The organism is Streptomyces sp. NPDC046308, assembly GCF_055588065.1.
In genome coordinates this window covers 489740-506767 of the sequence record NZ_JBVJFB010000002.1, presented here as the reverse complement: position 1 = coordinate 506767, position 17028 = coordinate 489740, and the positions used below count along the sequence as shown (strand labels likewise).

14 protein-coding genes are annotated in these 17028 nt (G+C 74.3%); 5 read left to right on the top strand and 9 right to left on the bottom strand.

Features of this window, described 5'->3' with window-relative positions; all coding sequences use genetic code 11:
- Nucleotides 1-12 precede the first annotated feature (12 nt).
- From nirD to ACZ6JT_RS09760, 3 genes are read right to left on the bottom strand one after another with little or no spacing between them, the layout of a single operon-like run.
- Complete coding sequence (gene nirD, locus ACZ6JT_RS09770; protein ID WP_469208947.1) at nt 13-345, bottom strand: nitrite reductase small subunit NirD; 333 nt, start codon at nt 343-345, stop codon at nt 13-15.
- Nucleotides 342-2867 (bottom strand): nitrite reductase large subunit NirB, encoded by a 2526-nt coding sequence (nirB, locus tag ACZ6JT_RS09765; protein WP_469208946.1) that lies wholly within the window; start codon nt 2865-2867, stop codon nt 342-344. Before nirB ends, nirD begins: the two co-directional genes overlap by 4 nt.
- A 1-nt stretch (nt 2868) precedes the next feature.
- A complete protein-coding gene (locus ACZ6JT_RS09760; RefSeq protein ID WP_469208945.1) occupies nt 2869-4203 on the bottom strand; it encodes an NAD(P)/FAD-dependent oxidoreductase in 1335 nt (444 codons plus the stop codon).
- A 216-nt stretch (nt 4204-4419) separates the two neighbouring features.
- Between ACZ6JT_RS09760 and ACZ6JT_RS09755 the strand changes: the two genes are divergently transcribed.
- On the top strand, nt 4420-5196 hold the full coding sequence (locus ACZ6JT_RS09755) for a sulfite exporter TauE/SafE family protein (RefSeq protein ID WP_362852541.1): 777 nt from the start codon (nt 4420-4422) through the stop codon (nt 5194-5196).
- A 7-nt stretch (nt 5197-5203) separates the two neighbouring features.
- Here the strand turns inward: ACZ6JT_RS09755 and ACZ6JT_RS09750 are convergent, their stop codons facing one another.
- Together ACZ6JT_RS09750 and ACZ6JT_RS09745 are read right to left on the bottom strand one after the other, a co-directional pair.
- Nucleotides 5204-5917, bottom strand: a complete 714-nt coding sequence (locus tag ACZ6JT_RS09750) for a class F sortase (RefSeq protein ID WP_469208944.1) — start codon at nt 5915-5917, stop codon at nt 5204-5206.
- Between the two features lie 129 nt (nt 5918-6046).
- A complete protein-coding gene (locus ACZ6JT_RS09745; protein ID WP_469208943.1) occupies nt 6047-6589 on the bottom strand; it encodes a hypothetical protein in 543 nt (180 codons plus the stop codon).
- A 338-nt stretch (nt 6590-6927) separates the two neighbouring features.
- Between ACZ6JT_RS09745 and ACZ6JT_RS09740 the strand changes: the two genes are divergently transcribed.
- Entirely contained in the window at nt 6928-7392 is a 465-nt protein-coding gene (locus tag ACZ6JT_RS09740; protein ID WP_469208942.1) for a gamma-glutamylcyclotransferase family protein, read from the top strand.
- Nucleotides 7393-7398: 6 nt separating this feature from the next.
- On the opposite strand, the gene dnaG is transcribed toward ACZ6JT_RS09740, so the two are convergent.
- From dnaG to ACZ6JT_RS09720, 4 genes are all read right to left on the bottom strand, one after another.
- Nucleotides 7399-9300: a DNA primase gene (gene dnaG / locus ACZ6JT_RS09735; RefSeq protein WP_469208941.1), complete on the bottom strand. Its 1902-nt coding sequence runs from the start codon at nt 9298-9300 to the stop codon at nt 7399-7401.
- Between the two features lie 34 nt (nt 9301-9334).
- Nucleotides 9335-10609 (bottom strand): NAD(P)/FAD-dependent oxidoreductase, encoded by a 1275-nt coding sequence (locus ACZ6JT_RS09730; protein ID WP_469208940.1) that lies wholly within the window; start codon nt 10607-10609, stop codon nt 9335-9337.
- Nucleotides 10610-10702: 93 nt separating this feature from the next.
- Nucleotides 10703-12028, bottom strand: coding sequence for a deoxyguanosinetriphosphate triphosphohydrolase (locus ACZ6JT_RS09725; protein ID WP_469208939.1), 1326 nt, complete (start codon nt 12026-12028; stop codon nt 10703-10705).
- Nucleotides 12029-12065: 37 nt separating this feature from the next.
- Nucleotides 12066-12785, bottom strand: a complete 720-nt coding sequence (locus tag ACZ6JT_RS09720; RefSeq protein WP_469208938.1) for a sirohydrochlorin chelatase — start codon at nt 12783-12785, stop codon at nt 12066-12068.
- 340 nt (nt 12786-13125) lie between these two features.
- On the opposite strand from ACZ6JT_RS09720, the gene ACZ6JT_RS09715 reads away from it, so the two are divergent.
- From ACZ6JT_RS09715 to ACZ6JT_RS09705, 3 genes are all read left to right on the top strand, one after another.
- Nucleotides 13126-13833 carry a SanA/YdcF family protein gene (locus ACZ6JT_RS09715; RefSeq protein WP_469208937.1) on the top strand — a complete coding sequence of 236 codons (708 nt, stop codon included), beginning with the start codon at nt 13126-13128 and terminating at the stop codon, nt 13831-13833.
- A gap of 88 nt (nt 13834-13921) precedes the next feature.
- Entirely contained in the window at nt 13922-14773 is an 852-nt protein-coding gene (locus tag ACZ6JT_RS09710) for a glucose 1-dehydrogenase (protein ID WP_469208936.1), read from the top strand.
- 45 nt (nt 14774-14818) lie between these two features.
- Nucleotides 14819-16894, top strand: a complete 2076-nt coding sequence (locus tag ACZ6JT_RS09705; protein WP_469208935.1) for a molybdopterin oxidoreductase family protein — start codon at nt 14819-14821, stop codon at nt 16892-16894.
- Nucleotides 16895-17028: the final 134 nt, after the last annotated feature.

The following is a 17028-nucleotide window of genomic DNA, read 5'->3' as shown; positions in this document are numbered from 1 at the left end:
TCCGCCCGGTGATCACGAGGTCGCGGCGGTCCGCACCGGATAGGTCCGGACCGCCACCTCCTCGTCGTCCAGGCAGCGTCCCGACTCCAGGTCGAAGCGCTGCTTCAGCAGCGGCGAGGCGACGAAGGGCCGGCCCGCCACGGCCCCCACCAGCCCGCGCGAGAGCACGTGCGCCCCGGTGAAGGGGTCCTGGTTGCCGATCGCGTACGGGCGCCCCGCGCGGTCGACGAACACCGCGGCCTGGCTGCCGTCGGGCAGCAGCGCCGCGACCCCGCGCCCGGGGATGAGCGCCGACAGCTCGCACACCGTCAGCCAGCCCTGCGCCACTTGCAGTTCCACGGTCATCGGACGGCACCTCCTATGGTCAGGACGGCCAGGTCGGGCTTGACCTGGTCGCGCTCGGGGACGAACCTCACGGTCGGGTCGGGCGCGCCGGGCGCGTTCACGAAGGACACGAACCGGCGCAGCCGCTCCGGGTCCTGGAGCGTCTCGGCCCACTCGTCCCGGTAGTGCGCCACGTGGTCGGCCATCAGGGACTCCAGCTCCGCGCACAGCCCGAGCGAGTCGTGCACGACGACGTCCCGCAGGTGCGCCAGGCCCCCCTCCAGCCGCTCCAGCCAGGTGGAGGTCCGCTCCAGCCGGTCGGCGGTGCGGATGTAGAACATCAGGAACCGGTCGATCAGCCGCACCAGTTCCGCGTCCGAGAGGTCCTGGGCGAGGAGGTCGGCGTGGCGCGGGGTGGCCCCGCCGTTGCCGCCGACGTACAGGTTCCAGCCGCTCGCCGTCGCGATGACCCCGAAGTCCTTGCTCTGCGCCTCCGCGCACTCGCGGGCGCAGCCGGACACCGCCGACTTCAGCTTGTGCGGGGCGCGGAGCCCGCGGTAGCGCAGCTCCAGGTCGATGGCCATCCGCACGCTGTCCTGGACCCCGTACCGGCACCAGGTCTGCCCCACGCAGGACTTCACCGTCCGCAGGGCCTTCCCGTACGCGTGCCCTGACTCGAAGCCCGCGTCGACGAGCCGGGCCCAGATCCGGGGGAGCTGGTCCACGCTCGCCCCGAAGAGGTCGATCCGCTGGCCGCCCGTGATCTTCGTGTAGAGGCCGAAGTCGCGGGCCACCTCGCCGATCACGATCAGCTTGTCGGGGGTGATCTCACCGCCCGGGATGCGCGGGACGACCGAGTACGAGCCGTTGCGCTGCATGTTCGCCAGGAAGTGGTCATTGGTGTCCTGGAGGGCGGCCTGCTCCCCGTCCAGGACGTAGCCGCTGGCGCCGAGGGTCGGGGCGAGCGAGGCGATGATCGAGCCGACGGTGGGCTTGCAGACCTCGCAGCCGTCGCCGCCGCGGGCCTCCGGGCGGCCGTGGCCGTCGAGGAGCTGCTCGTACGAGGCCAGCCGCCGGGTGCGGACGATCTCGTACAGCTCGGAGCGGGTGTAGGGGAAGCAGCCGCACAGCCCCTTGTCGGCGGCGGCCGGCAGCAACTGGCCTATCACCTTGACGCAACTGCCGCAGCCGGTGCCCGCCTTGGTGCACTTCTTGACCTCGGCGAGGGTGGCGCAGGCGGCGATGGCCTTCTTCGTGACGTTGTGGCAGGAGCAGATCACGGCGTGGTCGGGGAGCGAGGACGGGCCGAGTGCGACCGGCGCGCCCACCCCGGCGGGCAGCACCAGCTGTTCGGGGGCGACGGGCGGGACGCTGCCGGTGAGCGGGCGCAGCAGCCCGTACGAGTCCGCGTCGCCGACCAGGACGCCGCCGAGGAGGACACCGTCGGGGGAGACGACCAGCTTCTTGTAGACGCCGGAACGGGAGTCCGACCAGACGACGTCGAGGCTGCCGGGGGCGGTGCCGTGGGCGTCGCCGAAGGAGGCCACGTCCACGCCGAGCAGCTTGAGCTTGGTGGAGAGGTCGGCCCCGGTGAACTCCTTCTCCCGGCCCAGCAGGTCCTCGGCGGCCGTCTCGGCCATCTCGTAGCCGGGGGCGACCAGGCCGTAGACCCGGCCGTCCACGGCGAGGGCGCACTCGCCGATGGCGTAGACGTGCGGATCGGAGGTGCGGCAGCGGGCGTCGACCGCGATGCCGCCGCGCTCGCCGACGTCCAGCCCGCAGTCACGGGCCAGCTGGTCGCGGGGGCGGACGCCCGCGGAGAAGACCACGAGGTCGGTGTCGACGGTCGAGCCGTCGGAGAGCCGCATGCCGCTGACGCGGCCGTCCTCGCCGGTCACCACCTCTTGGGTGCCGACCCCGGTGTGGACGGTCAGGCCCATGGACTCGATGGTGCGCAGCAGGGCCGCGCCGCCGCCCTCGTCGACCTGGACGGGCATCAGGCGCGGGGCGAACTCGACGACGCGGGTGGTGAGGCCGAGTCCCTGGAGGGCGCCGGCGGCCTCCAGCCCGAGCAGCCCGCCGCCGACGACCGCGCCGCTGGTCCGGGTCTTGGCGTACTCCTCGATCGCGAGGAGGTCCTCGATCGTGCGGTAGACGAAGCAGCCGGGGGCGTCCTTGCCGGGGACGGGTGGCACGAAGGGGTAACTGCCGGTGGCCAGGACCAGCACGTCGTACGGGAACACCCGCCCGGAGCGGGAGGTGACGGTGCGGGCGGCCCGGTCGATGTGCTCGGCGGGGTCGTCGAGGTGGAGGGCGATGCCGTGCTCCGCCATGAACCCGGCGGGGGTCATGGACAGGTCCTCGGCGGTGCTGCCGGAGAAGTACGAGGTCAGGTGCACGCGGTCGTAGGCGGGCCGGGGCTCTTCGCAGAGCACGGTGATCCGGTGCGTGGCGGTGACCCCGCGCTCGGCGAGCGCTTCGAGGTAGCGCTGGCCGACCATGCCGTGCCCGATGAGCACGATCGTGGGCAGGGGCTCGGTCATCTCAGTGGCCTCCGTCGTCGGTGAGCAGGTGGAACAGGTCGTGCGGGGACTCGCCGCCCTCCCAGGTGCGGGCGAGGGCGCCCACGGTGGAGAGCTCGCCGAGCAGTACGCCGCCCACGAGCTGGTCGTCGCGGAGGACGACCTTGCGGTAGGTCCGGCGGGTGGCGTCGGCGAGGCGGACCACGTCGTCGCCGGGGCGGGGGGTGGTCTCGCCGAAGGCGGCGAGGTCCAGGGAGCCGTTCTCGGCTCCGCCGAGGGTGAGGCGGGTGAGGGCGCGGGTGCCGGTGTAGCGCGCGGGGGTTCCGGTGAGGACCGCGGCGAGGGTGTCGGCCTGCTCCAGGGCGGCGCCCGCCAGGCCGTACACCTGGCCGGCGTGCTCGGCGCAGTCGCCGATGGCGTGGACGCGGGGGTCGCCGGTGCGGAGGTGGTCGTCGACCACGATGCCCTTGCGGACGGTGAGGCCGGCGGCCTGGGCGAGGCCGGTGCGGGGGCGTACGCCGCAGGCGAGCACGACCACGTCGGCGTCGAGCCGGTAGCCGTCGGCGAGCTCGACGCCGGTGACGCGGCGGTTGCCCGTTGCGGCTGCGCCGCCGGGGCTCCGCCCCGGACCCCGCTCCTCAAACGCCGGAGGGGCTGGATGTGCACCGGCGTTCGAGGCGCGGGGGGCGGGGGGCGGAGCCCCCGGGAGCGGACGCGCAGTGGTCAGGCCGCGGACCCGGCATTCCGTGTGGATCTCCACGCCGAGGTCGGTCAGGTGGGTGGCCAGCAGGGCCGAGGACTCGGCGTCCAGCTGGCGTTCCATCAGGCGCTCGCCCTGCTGGGCCAGGACGACCAGCGCCCCCCGCGCGGCGAGCGCACGGGCCGCGGAGACGCCCAGCAAACCCCCGCCGATCACCACCGCCCGCACCCCGGGGCGTACGGCCGCCGAGAGGGCCAGGCAGTCGTCCATCGTGCGGAAGGCGTGGACCCCGTCGGGGAGGTCCCGCCCGTCGGGCTCGAACAGCCCGCGCAGCGGCGGGAGCACCGCGTTCGAGCCCGTCGCCAGCACCAGGGTGTCGTACTCCGCCACCGTGCCGTCGTCACACCGTACGGTCCGGTCCGCGCGGTCGATCCGTACCGCCCGGACCCCCCGGCGCAAGGCCGGGCCGGGCGTCGGGAGGGCGGTGACCTCCGGTGCGTAGCGGCCGGCGAGGACCTCCGCGAGCAGGACGCGGTTGTAGGGGACGTGCGGTTCCTCGCCGAGGACGGTCACCGCCGCCGCACCGGTCAGGCGTGCGGCCAGTCGCAGTCCCGCGAGGCCGCCGCCGATCACCACCACACGCTGGTCCGAGGTCATGGCACGAGCGTGCGCGGCCGCTGTTTCCCCTCGGCATCGCCCCTGTTACCCGGACGGAACGCCCACCTCAGCGGCGGGGTCAAGGGTCGGTGAGGCCTGGCGGCACAGGTGAGACGGTGGCTCCGGACCGGGCGGCGGCCCGGTGAAGCTCAACCTTTGCGCAACTTTCCGGGGATTGAATGGTGCCTGCACCTGACAGCTCCATAGGGTCAGGTCGTGCCTGACATATCAACGACCATGATCATTGTCCTGTGCGTGGCAGCGGCCGCGGCCGGCTGGATCGACGCCGTGGTGGGCGGCGGCGGCCTGCTGCTCCTGCCCGCACTCCTGCTCGGCCTGCCGAACGCCCACCCCGCCACCGTCCTCGGCACCAACAAGGCCGTGGCCATCGTCGGCACGGCGGGCGCCGCGGTCACCTACGTCCGCAAGGCGCCGGTGGACGTGAAGCTCGCCGTCCGCATCGGCCTGGCCGCGCTCGCCGGCTCCATGGGCGGCGCCGCGCTCGCCGGCGGCATCAGCAAGGACGCGCTCCGCCCGCTGATCATGGGCGTGCTCGTGATCGTCGCGGGCGTCGTGATCTTCAAGCCCGGCTTCGGCACCGCCCCCTCGACCGCGCCCGTCAGCCGGCAGCGGGTGCTCCTCGCCATCGCGCTCGCCGGCCTCGGCATCGGCTTCTACGACGGCCTCATCGGGCCCGGCACCGGCACCTTCCTGGTGCTCGCGCTCACGGCGCTGCTCCACCTGGACCTGGTCACCGCCTCCGCCACCGCCAAGATCGTCAACTGCTGCACCAACGCGGGGGCGCTCGCGATGTTCGCCTACCAGGGCATGGTGCTGTGGCAGCTCGCCGCGCTCATGGCGGTCTTCAACCTGGCCGGTGGCATGATCGGCGCCCGCATGGCGCTGAAGAAGGGCAGCGGCTTCGTCCGCGGCGTGCTGCTCACCGTCGTGGGCGCGCTGGTGGTCAAGCTCGGTTTCGAACAGTGGGGATGACCCCGCCTCAGTACGTCCCGGTGAGGTGCGCGAAGACGACCACGTTGCCCCGGTAGCCGGTGCGCGGCGAGAAACCGCCGCCGCAGGTGATCACCCGCAGCTCGGCCCGCGCCGAAGGGCCGTACACGCGGGTGTCCGGGAAGGCCTTGGCGTCGTAGACCTCGACCGCGTGGACCGTGAACACCGCCGTACGGCCGTCCGCGCGCGGGATCTCGATCGCCGCCCCCCGGCGCAGCGCGCCCAGGTGGTAGAAGACCCCCGGCCCGGCGGCGTCGTCCACGTGCCCGGCGATGACGGCCGTGCCGGTGGCGCCCGGGGTGGTGCCCTCGCGGTACCAGCCGGCCAGGTCGCGCCGGTCCGGCGGTGGCACTTCGAGGCTGCCGTCCGGCTCGAGACCCAGTCCGGTCAGCGGCGCGTCGACCCGGATGGAGGGGATCCGGATCCTGCCGGGCGGGGACCCGGGGAGCGGGGCGATGCCCGGGCCCATGATGCCGGCGGCGGTCAGGGCCTCGGCGGGGGAGGGCAGCGGCGGCCCGACCGGCTCCCGGGAACCGCTCGTGACGAGCCAGATGCCGATGCAGGCGGCGAGCGCGACGAGCCCCCCGTGACGGGCGGTCGGGCGGATGCCCCGGGCCGGTGTGCGCGCGGTGGGTGCGGGGCGGCCGGGCGGGGGCCAGGGCTGCCGGCCGGGGCCGCGGACACCACCGAATTCGCCACCCATGCGTACCCCCTCGGCTTCCGTTTCGGGGTGACTGGCCGTCGCCCGGCCCCGCGAACGGGGGGACCTCGCGGGGCGGGCGACGGGGGACGGTACCGGTCGGACCGCGGCCGGAGCCGCGGTGGGCGTCCGTCAGCTCCGCGTGCCGCTCGCCCGGCGACGCAGGAGCCAGGTACCGCCGACGGCGGCAGCGGCCAGTACGGCAGCTCCCGCCGCGATCTTGGCGGGGTCGGTGGTGGTGGTCGTGCCACCGCCCACCCCGGTGTTGACGTGACCCTGCGGGCCGCGTTCGGTGACGACCAGGTCGCCGGTGGCGAACTTGCCGTTCGCGCAGGTCGCGCCGATGCCGTAGGTGCCGGGCCGGGTGCCGGGGGCCACCTGGAACTGCCCCACGACCACCTCCTTGTGGGTGCCCGGGACCAGCTTGAACCGGCCACCGCCGACCGTGGTGGCATCGCCCTCCGCGTGACTGCCGGACCCGCAGGCGGTGGTGTTCACGGTCACGGTGGCGCCGGGGGCGGCGGACTTGGGCCACACCTCCAGCCGGGCGAAGTCCCCGGGCGCGAAGCCCACCATGCCCAGGTCCACGGCGGCGACCGCGCCGGCGACCGGCCCGGTGAACGCGGCGGCGGTCAGCGCGGTCGCGGTCAGCACGTGTGCGGTACGTCGGCGCATGGGGGCTCTCCTGAAGACACGGGGTCGTGCTTCCGAGATAACCCGGCCGGGCCGCCGCGCGCCTGCTGATGTCCCGTCAGGTATGCCCGTACGCGGTCCGGGCGCGAGCCGTGTCCGCAGGTCAGGGACGCCCGTGCCGCCATCCGCGCGGTCCACGCGGCCCGCGCCGTCCGGGTGACCACGGGTGACCCCGGGCGACTCCCACCCTGCGCGGGCGACGGTCAGGCCGGGGGGAGCGAGATCGTGTCACAGCGGTGCGTACGGTGGTGGGGCGCAGGGAGGTCGGGACTTTCGGGCCCGGCCGGCGGACGCTGCGCCCTATCCCGAGGGAGGGCCCCGTGACATCGGTCGAACGGCCACAAGACCCGACCGCCCCGCTCCCGTTCTTCGTCTACGGGACCCTGCGGCCCGGCGAGGTCAACCACGCCCTGTTCCTGCGCGGCCGCACGGCCTCGGAGGAGCCCGCCACCCTCCCGGACGCGGTGCTCTACGACGGCCCCGGATATCCGTACGCGGTGCACCGGCCCGGTTCGGCCGTCGTCGGCGAGCTGATCACCGCGGCGCCGGGCGCGTACGGGGAGCTGCTGGCCGCGCTGGACGTGCTGGAGGAGTACGGGGGCCCGGACCGCCCGGGGAACGTCTACGACCGGACCGCCCGCCGGGCCCTGCGCCCTGACGGCAGCCCGGTGCGGGCCTGGGTCTACCTGGCGGCCCCGCTGCTCGCCCGCGACCTGCGGGAATCGGGGACCGAGATACCGGGCGGCGACTGGTTCGGGCGCCGGGGCGGGGCCTGGAGGGGGTAGCGGCGGTCAGAGGCCCTCGGCGCCGCGGTTGCGCAGGCGCTGGCCGTACTGCTGGAGCACCCACAGCTCCTCCTGGACCGCCGCGTGCTGCTCCGGCGGGGCCTGCGGGCTCAGGCGGGTCAGGGCGCCCTGGATCTCCAGGACCCGGCGGTCGACGGCGCGCAGGCGGACCTGGACCAGCTGGACCCCGGCGTATACCTCGTCCACCGTCTTGGCGTGGATGGCCTCCACCGCAAGCTCCGTGACCATCGCGCGGACGGTGTCGTTCGGGGCGGCGTCGCGGACGCGGGCCAGGTAGTCGTCGCCGGCCTGCGAGACGCCGCCCGCGTCCTGGATGGCCTGGCGGACCGCCGCGTAGGGCGGGGCGGTGAACTCGTCGATGCCGTACGCGTCGAACGCGGGGGAGACCAGCGCGGGCCGCTGGAGCGCCAGCTTGAGCAGCTCCCGCTCGGTGCGGTGGGCGGGGCTGCGCAGGTTCAGGGCGGGCCCGCCACCGACCGGCGCCGGCGGCGCGGCGGGGGCCGGCGCCTGGGGGCGCCCGCGGCCCTGCTGCTGGGGCTGGTTGCCGCGCTCGCGCGCCCACCGCGCCAGCTGCGCGACCCGCTTGACGACGAACTGCTCGTCGAGGATGCCCAGCATTCCGGCCAGCTGGACGGCGGACTCGTGCTGGATCGAGAGGTCCTTGATGCTCGCGACGACCGGCGCGGCCTCGGCCAGCGCGGCGGCGCGGCCCGCCGGGTTCTCCAGGTTGTGCCGGGAGACGATGTGCCGCAGCGCGAACTCGAACAGCGGGGTGCGGGACTCCACCAGCCCCGAGACGGCGGCGTCGCCCTGGGCGAGCCGCAGGTCACAGGGGTCCATCCCACCCGGGGCGATGGTGATGGAGGTCTCGGCGGCGAACTTCTGGTCGTCCTCGAAGGCACGCAGCGCCGCCTTCTGGCCCGCCGCGTCACCGTCGAAGGTGAAGATCACCTCGGCGGTCGCGTTGTCCATCAGCAACCGGCGCAGGATCTTGATGTGGTCCCCGCCGAAGGCGGTGCCGCAGGTGGCGATGGCGGTGGTGACACCGGCGAGGTGGCAGGCCATCACGTCGGTGTAGCCCTCGACGACGACCGCCCGGGAGGTCTTCGCGATCTCCTTCTTGGCCAGGTCGATGCCGTAGAGCACCTGGGACTTCTTGTAGATCGCCGTCTCGGGGGTGTTCAGGTACTTGGGACCGTTGTCGTCCTCGCGCAGCTTGCGCGCGCCGAAGCCGACGACCTCGCCGCTGATGTCGCGGATCGGCCACATCAGCCGACCGCGGAAACGGTCGATGGGCTTGCCGCTGCGGCTGTCCTGGGCGAGCCCGGAGGTGATCAGTTCCTTGTCGGTGAAGCCCTTGCCGCGCAGGAAGCGGGTCAGGTGGTCCCAGCCGGCCGGGCTGTAGCCCACGCTGAAGTGGGCGGCCGCGGCCTGGTCGAAGCCGCGCTCGGCCAGGAACTTGCGGCCGATCTCCGCCTCGGGGCTGCCGAGCTGGTCGACGTAGAACTGGGCGGCGGCCTTGTGGGCCTCGACCAGCCGGATGCGGTCGCCGCGGCCGCTGGTGCCGGAGGTGTAGCCGCCCTCCTCGTACCGCAGGGTGATGCCGGCCAGGCCGGCCAGGCGCTCGACCGCCTCCGAGAAGGAGAGGTGGTCGATCTTCATGACGAAGTCGAGGGTGTCCCCGCCCGCCTGGCAGCCGAAGCAGTGGTACAGGCCCTTGCTGGGACTGACCTGGAAGGACGGGGACTTCTCGTCGTGGAAGGGGCACAGGCCCTTGAGGTTGCCGCCGCCGGCGTTGCGCAGCTGGAGGTATTCGGAGACGACGGCGTCGATCGGGACCGCGTCCCGTACCGCCTTCACGTCGTCGTCATTGATCCGTCCAGCCACCCGTGAAGTCTACGGCCGGGCGCGGACAATCCTGTCAGGCACCCTCCGCCGTGACCAGCGACTCAAGCGGAACGGACGGATCCGCGAGGGCCTCCCGGTCCACCGGCGCCTTCGCCCTGATCAGGGCCTGGATCTGGTCGGTGACGTCCCACACGTTCACGTTCATCCCGGCCAGCACCCGCCCCTCGGAGAGCCAGAAGGCGATGAACTCCCGCTTGCCCGCGTCCCCGCGGATCAGCACCTGGTCGTAGCCGCCGGGCGGCGCGTACCCCGAGTACTCCAGCCCCACGTCGTACTGGTCCGAGAAGAAGTACGGCACCCGGTCGTAGGCGACCTCCCGGCCCAGCATCGCCCGCGCCGCGGCCGGACCGCCGTTGAGCGCGTTGGCCCAGTGCTCCACCCGCAGCCGGGTCCCGAGCACCGGGTGGTGGGCGGCGGCCACGTCCCCGGCCGCGTAGACGTCCGGGTCGGAGGTGCGCAGGTACTCGTCCACGGCGATCCCGCCGCCGTGCTCCCGGTCGACCAGGGCCAGCCCGGAGGTCTCGGCGAGCGCGGTCCGCGGCGCGGCCCCGATCGCGGCGAGCACCGCGTGCGCCGGGTGCTCCTCCCCGTCGTCCGTACGGGCGGCCAGCACCATGCCGTCGTGACCCACGATCTCGGTCAGCCGCGCCCCGAAGTGGAAGCGCACCCCGTGGTCGGTGTGCAGGTCGCCGAAGAGCCGGCCGATCTCCGGGCCGAGCACCGCGTGCAGCGGCGTGGCCTCCGGCTCGACGACGGTGACCTCCGCGCCGTACCCGCGGGCCGCGGCGGCGACCTCCAGGCCGATCCATCCGGCGCCCGCGATGAGCAGGTGCCCGTTGTCGCGGCCGAGCCCGGCGAGGACCCCCTTCAGCCGCTCGGCGTGCGCGAGGCGCCGCAGGTGGTGCACCCCGGCGAGACCCGTCCCGGGGATGTCCAGGCGGCGCGGTTCGGCGCCGGTGGCCAGCAGCAGCTTGTCGTAGTGCAGGGCCGTGCCGTCGCCGAGGACCACCTTCTTGGCGTCCCGGTCGAGCTGGACGGCCGGCTGGCCGAGGTGCAGCTCGATGTCGGAGGCCGCGTACCAGGACGGCTCGTGGACGAAGACGCTGTCGCGGTCCTCCTTGCCCATCAGGTAGCCCTTGGAGAGCGGGGGCCGTTCGTACGGGTGGTCGCGCTCGTCGCCGATCAGGATCACCCGCCCCGTGAACCCCTCGGACCTCAGCGTTTCGGCCGCCTTCGCCCCGGCGAGCCCTGCGCCGACGATGACGAACGTCCGGTGTGCGTCGACCACCTGATGCCTCCTCATAACCTCTCCGCCACATGCGACCACATGCGAGCGTCCCGCACTGAGCCTGCCGCGTGATGGGGGAGTGGCGCGATCGGCTCACCCATCGGCGCGTCGGGTGCGCCGCGTGAGGCGTGCGTGCAGGGAACGGGCGGCTGCGTCGGTGAGACACGCGATCTGGTCGATGACCGCCCGTTTCCTGGCCCGGTCGTCCGGCGCGGCGTCGAAGATCGCCCGGAACTGCGGGTCCAGCCCCTCGGGGGCCCGGGCGCTGAGCGCCTCGGCGAGTTCGGCCAGGACGATGCGCTGGTCGGCGCGGATCCGCTCCTGCTCGTCGCGCTGCATGACGTACAGGTCGGCCACCGCCTTGAGCACCGCGCACTCGTTGCGCGCCTCGCGCGGGACCACCAGTTCGGCGCCGTACCGGGTGAGGCGGCCGGAACCGTACGCCTCACGGGTGGCGCCCTCGGCGGCCAGGCAGAACCGGCCGATCAGCTGGCTCGTCGCGTCCTTCAGCCGGGCCTGGGCGACGGCCGAACCGTCGTACCCGTGCGGCCACCACTCCTCCTCCATCAGCCGGTCCAGCGCGGCCCGCAGCTCCTCCGGCTCGGTGTCGGCGGGCACGTAGCGGCCGATGGCGACCCGCCAGATCGCGGTGCGCTCGGGCTCGGCGAAGAGCAGATTGGGATCGAGGTGGCCGGCGTGCAGGCCGTCCTCGAAGTCGTGGACGGAGTACGCGACGTCGTCCGCCCAGTCCATGACCTGCGCCTCGAAGCACTTGCGGTCCGCGGGCGCGCCGCGGCGCAGCCAGGCGAAGACCGGCAGGTCGTCCTCGTACGCCCCGAACTTCACCGAGCCGGGGTCGGTGGGGTGGTCCCCGCGGGCCCACGGGTACTTGGTGGCGGCGTCCAGGCAGGCCCGGGTGAGGTTGAGGCCGACGCTGACGAGCTCGCCGCTCGCCGGGTCGGGCACGAACCGCTTGGGCTCCAGCCGGGTCAGCAGGCGCAGCGACTGGGCGTTGCCCTCGAAGCCCCCGCAGTCCTTGGCGAACTCGTTGAGCGCCTCCTCGCCGTTGTGGCCGAAGGGCGGGTGGCCCATGTCGTGCGAGAGGCACGCGGCTTCGACCAGGTCGGGATCGCAGCCGAGCGCGGCGCCGAGCTCCCGCCCGACCTGGGCGCACTCCAGGGAGTGGGTGAGGCGGGTACGGGGACTCGCGTCCCAGTCGTACGAGCGGGTGCCCGGCGTGACGACCTGGGTCTTCCCGGCGAGGCGGCGCAGCGCGGCGGAGTGGAGCACACGGGCGCGGTCGCGCTGGAAGGCGGTCCGGCCGGGCCGTTTGTCGGGTTCGGCTGCCCAGCGCTCGGTGTCGGCTGCGTCGTAGAGGTCGTCGTGGTCGTCTGCGGGGGCCTGCGTGGTGCCTTCCATGGAAGAGACGGTAACCGGAATGACTGACAAACCGGGATCAGGCGGAGACGAGTTCCGGCCGTGCGGGCCGGGCGGGGCGGGCGAGCGCCTCGTCGTAGCGGTGCAGCAGCAGACGGGCCAGGGCCGGGTGGTCGCCCAGCGGGGCGGCGGCGAGCGCGGGCGCCGCCGCGGCGCTCTGCGCGGCGAACCGGCCGGGAGCGGCGAAGTACGAGGCCACGGCGATCCGGTGGTGGCCGCGGGCGGCCAGCGCGCGGACCGCCTCGGGGGCGCTCGGCGCGGCGGCGGAGGCGTAGGCCGGGACCACCGGGACACCATCGAGGCGCTCGGCGAGCAGGGCCGCGGTGCGGCGGGTGTCGGCCGCCGAGTCGGGGTCGCGGGAACCGGCGGCGGCGAGCACGACCGGGGTGCCGGCGCTCCAGCCGGCCTCCACGAGCCGCTCGTACAGGGCCTCGACGAGCAGCGGGTGCGGGCCCAGCGGGTCGGCGACGCGGACGCTCAGGTGCGCGGCCCGGGCGGCGGCCGCGGGAAGGTCGCGCTTGACGTGGTACCCCCGGCCGAGCAGCAGCGGGACGAGCACGGCCGCGCCGCGCAGTTCCCCGAGGACGGAGCCGAGCAGCGGCTCGTTCAGCTCGATGTGGCCGAGCCGGACGTCGAGCCGGGGACGGAGCTCGCGGACCCGTTCGAGGAGGGCGAGGGCGGTGTGCGGGGCGCGCGGGTCGCGACTGCCGTGGGCCACGGCGACGAGGGTGGGCTGCATGGGCGGACTCCGGGTCGGCGCAGGCCGCTGAGCTGGGTGCCCAGCTGGAGGGTGATACGGCCGAGGAGTTCGGCCGCGCTGTCGAAGGGGAGGGCGGGAAACGCGGGAGGGTGCACCGGCTCCGTCATGAACCGATCCTGCGCGCCCGACGTTGCCGGTGCGTTGCGCGGGGGTGACGGGTCTTTGCCGTGTGCTCACAGGCCCCTCCGCCCGCCTGTCGGGGCCCGCTTCGGCCGCCCCCGGGGCCGCGCGCCTGCGGCGGGGAGGGCCGGCGAACCAAGCGGGCCCCCGGCGACGTCCTGACCAGGGAACCAGCAGTCGAGACACCAGGGGATGGATGATGCGCGGACCGCGCCTGCCGAGAGTCACGTGGAGCCGGACGGCGGCCGCGCTGCGCACCGTACGGGCCCGGAGGCTGGCGGTGCAGACCGTCATGGCGGGCTGCGTGCTGGCGCTGCTGCCCTCGGCGTGGATGCACGCGGCGGCCGCCGACCGGTTGCGGACCACGGCCGACGCGCCGGCCTCCGAGGTGGCCGTGGTGTTCGGGGCGGGCCTGCTGGGAAGCCGGCCCACCCCCTACCTGGCGGACCGGCTCGACGCCGCCGCCGAGCTGTACCGCACCGGGAAGGTCAAGGTCGTACTGGTCACCGGGGACAACAGCCGCACCGAGTACGACGAGCCGAACGCGATGCGGACCTACCTCACGCGCAAGGGGGTGCCGGACACGCGGATCGTCAGCGACTACGCCGGCTTCGACACCTGGGACTCCTGCGTGCGCGCCAAGAAGATCTTCGGGGTCGAGCGGGCCGTGCTGGTCACCCAGGGCTTCCACATCCGCCGGGCCGTCGCCCTGTGCCAGGCGGCGGGCCTGGACTCGTACGGCGTCGGGGTCGCCGACGTGCACGACGCCACCTGGTACTACGGCGAGACGCGCGAGGTGTTCGCGGCCGGCAAGGCGGCGCTGGACGCGGCCCTCAAGCCGGCCCCGCGGTTCCTCGGACCGAAGGAGGAGGGGGTGTCGCGGGCCCTGGCCGCTCTGGCAGACTGACGCGCGCACCGGCTATTTCTAATAGTCATATACGGGAGCCGGTCCGGGCCGTCCGTTCGAGCAACAGGGGTGGGGAACCGTGGCTGTCGTGGATCTCAGCGACAAGGTCGTCGTCATCACCGGCGGAGCCCGCGGCCTGGGCGCCGCGGCCGCGCGGGCCGTCGTGGACGGCGGCGGCACGGTGCTGATCACCGACATCCTGGAGGCGGAGGGCGCCGAGACGGCCGCCCAGCTCGGCGACGCCGCCCGCTTCCTGCGGCACGACGTGACGAGCGAGGCGGACTGGCGGGCGGCGCTGGAGTACGCGGTCGCCGAGTTCGGCCGCGTGGACGGCCTGGTGAACAACGCGGGCATCGCCACCGGCCAGTTCCTCGAGCACGAGAGCGTCGAGCACTTCCGCCAGGTCGTCGAGGTCAACCTGGTCGGCGTGTTCATCGGCATCAAGACCGCGATCCCGCTGCTGCGCGCGAACGGCGGCGGCTCCATCGTCAACATCTCCTCGGCCGCCGGCCTGACCGGCCTCGCCCTCACCGCCGGGTACGGGGCCTCCAAATGGGGCGTGCGCGGACTGTCGAAGATCGGCGCGGTCGAGCTCGCCGAGGCGGGGATCCGCGTGAACTCCGTCCATCCCGGCATGACGCTGACCCCCATGACCGCCCCCGTCGGCATCCGGGCGGGCGAGGGCAACTACCCCGGCGCCCCGCTGGGCCGCGTCGGCGTCCCCGACGAGATCGCCGCCGCCGTCGCCTTCCTCCTCTCGGACGCCGCCGGCTACATGACGGGCGCCGAGCTGGCGGTGGACGGCGGCTGGACCGCGGGCCTGACGGTGAAGTACCTGACCGGCCGACAACCGGCCGCCGGTCCGGTCCCCCGCCCGTCGGCCGCGGCTTCCTCACCGGCGCCGCCGGGCCGCGCTGAGGCAGAGCATCCCGGCCCGTAACGCGGTGCTGCGGTCCGCGTAACACCGGCGCCGCAGCCTGGTCGCATGCACATCTCGGAGCCGGTCACCGCCACGCACTGCCCGTACTGCGCGCTGCAGTGCGGCATGAACCTGCGCCCCGCGGACGGCGGCGCGGGCGTGACGGTGGAGGAGCGGACCGACTTCCCCGTGAACCGGGGCGCGCTGTGCGGCAAGGGCCGCACCGCCCCCGCCGTGCTCTCCTCCCGGGTGCGCCTGACCGGCCCGCTCGTCCGCACCCACGCCGGGCGGCTGGAGCCGGCCACCTGGGAGGAGGCCCTCGACGCCGTCGCCGAGGGCCTCGCCCGCACGGGCCGCGCGCACGGTCCGGACGCGGTCGGGGTCTTCGGCGGCGGCGGGCTCACCAACGAGAAGGCGTACGCGCTCGGCAAGTTCGCCCGCGTCGCCCTGCGCACCTCGCAGATCGACTACAACGGCCGGTTCTGCATGTCCTCGGCCGCCGCGGCGCACCAGCGGGCCTTCGGGCTCGACCGCGGGCTGCCCTTCCCGCTGGAGGACATCCCGCGCACCGGCTGCGTGATCCTCGTCGGCTCCAACCTGGCCGAGACCATGCCGCCCGCCCTGCGCTACCTCACCGAGCTCAAGGCGCGCGGCGGCACCCTGATCGTCATCGATCCGCGCCGCACCCGCACCGCCGAACAGGCCGACCTGCACCTCGCGCCCCGCCCGGGCACCGACCTCGCGCTCGCCCTCGGCCTGCTGCATCTGATCGTCGCGCAGGGGCGCACCGACGAGGAGTTCATCGCCGCCCGCACCACCGGCTGGGAGGAAGCCCGGGCGGCGGCCATGGCCCACTGGCCCGAGCTGGTGGAACGCATCACCGGCGTCCCCGTGCCCAAGCTCCGCGAGGCCGTCGCCCTGTTCTGCGCCCCCGAATCCGCCATGGTCCTCACCGCACGCGGCCCCGAGCAGCAGTCCAAGGGCACCGACACCGTCGGCGCCTGGATCAACCTGTGCCTCGCCACCGGCCGGGCCGGCCGCCCGCTCTCCGGCTACGGCTGCCTCACCGGCCAGGGCAACGGTCAGGGCGGCCGCGAGCACGGCCAGAAGGCCGACCAGCTCCCCGGCTACCGCAAGCTCACCGACCCGGCGGCCCGCGCGCACGTGGCGGAGGTCTGGGGCGTCGACCCCGACGACCTCCCCGGCCCCGGCCGCAGCGCCTACGAACTCCTCGACGCCCTCGGCACGGACGTCCGGGCCCTGCTGCTGATGGGCTCCAACCCGGTGGTCTCGGCCCCCCGCGCCGCCCACGTCGAGGACCGCATCCGCTCCCTGGACTTCCTCGCGGTCGCCGACGTAGTCCTCTCCGAGACCGCGGCCCTCGCCGACGTGGTCCTCCCCGTCACCCAGTGGGCCGAGGAGACCGGCACCACCACCAACCTCGAAGGCCGCGTCCTGCTCCGCCGCCGCGCCCTGACCCCGCCCCCGGGCGTCCGCACCGACCTGGACGTCCTCCACGGACTCGCCGCCCGCATGGGCATCGAGAAGGGCTTCCCGACCGAGCCGGAGGAGGTCTTCGAGGAACTGCGCCGCGCCTCCGCCGGCGGCCCGGCCGACTACTCGGGCATCACCTACGCCCGCATCGAGGCCGAACAGGGCGTGTTCTGGCCCTGCCCCGAGGGCTCGGCGGGCACCGAGCGCCTCTTCCTGGACCGCTTCGCCACCGACGACGGCCGGGCCCGCTTCGTCCCCGTCTCCCACCGCGACGCCGACGAGGTCCCCGACGCCGAGTACCCGGTGCTGCTCACCACCGGACGCGTGGTCGCCCAGTACCAGTCCGGCGCTCAGACCCGGCGGGTGGACGAGCTCAACTCGGCCGCCCCCGGCCCCTTCGTGGAACTCCACCCGCGCCTCGCCGCCCGCATCGGCGCGGTCGACGGCAGCCCCCTCGCCGTGACCTCCCGGCGCGGCCGCGCGGTGGCCCCGGCCCGGATCACCGACACCATCCGCGCGGACACCGTCTTCATGCCCTTCCACTGGCCGGGCGAGGGCCGCGCCAACACCCTGACCAACCCGGCCCTCGACCCGGTCTCCCGGATGCCGGAGTTCAAGGTCTGCGCGGTCCGCGTCGAGCCCGCCTGATCAGGGGGCGTCGGGGAAGGTCGGGCGCAGCCTCCCCTGCCGAGCCGGGTCCGGCGGGTCATGGAATCGATCATCTCGGACATGCGTCCGATCCGCATCGGGGTTCTCCCCGGGGGGTAACCATCCGGTCACGC

What these genes read in the sequence shown, in the direction of transcription:
- nirD (WP_469208947.1), bottom strand. Translation starts at nt 345, where the DNA reads ATGACCGTGGAACTGCAAGTGGCGCAGGGCTGGCTGACGGTGTGCGAG.
- ACZ6JT_RS09725 (WP_469208939.1), bottom strand. Translation starts at nt 12,028, where the DNA reads ATGGAAGGCACCACGCAGGCCCCCGCAGACGACCACGACGACCTCTAC.
- ACZ6JT_RS09750 (WP_469208944.1), bottom strand. Translation starts at nt 5,917, where the DNA reads ATGGGTGGCGAATTCGGTGGTGTCCGCGGCCCCGGCCGGCAGCCCTGG.
- nirB (WP_469208946.1), bottom strand. Translation starts at nt 2,867, where the DNA reads ATGACCGAGCCCCTGCCCACGATCGTGCTCATCGGGCACGGCATGGTC.
- ACZ6JT_RS09720 (WP_469208938.1), bottom strand. Translation starts at nt 12,785, where the DNA reads ATGCAGCCCACCCTCGTCGCCGTGGCCCACGGCAGTCGCGACCCGCGC.
- ACZ6JT_RS09715 (WP_469208937.1), top strand. Translation starts at nt 13,126, where the DNA reads ATGCGCGGACCGCGCCTGCCGAGAGTCACGTGGAGCCGGACGGCGGCC.
- ACZ6JT_RS09760 (WP_469208945.1), bottom strand. Translation starts at nt 4,203, where the DNA reads ATGACCTCGGACCAGCGTGTGGTGGTGATCGGCGGCGGCCTCGCGGGA.
- ACZ6JT_RS09745 (WP_469208943.1), bottom strand. Translation starts at nt 6,589, where the DNA reads ATGCGCCGACGTACCGCACACGTGCTGACCGCGACCGCGCTGACCGCC.
- ACZ6JT_RS09705 (WP_469208935.1), top strand. Translation starts at nt 14,819, where the DNA reads ATGCACATCTCGGAGCCGGTCACCGCCACGCACTGCCCGTACTGCGCG.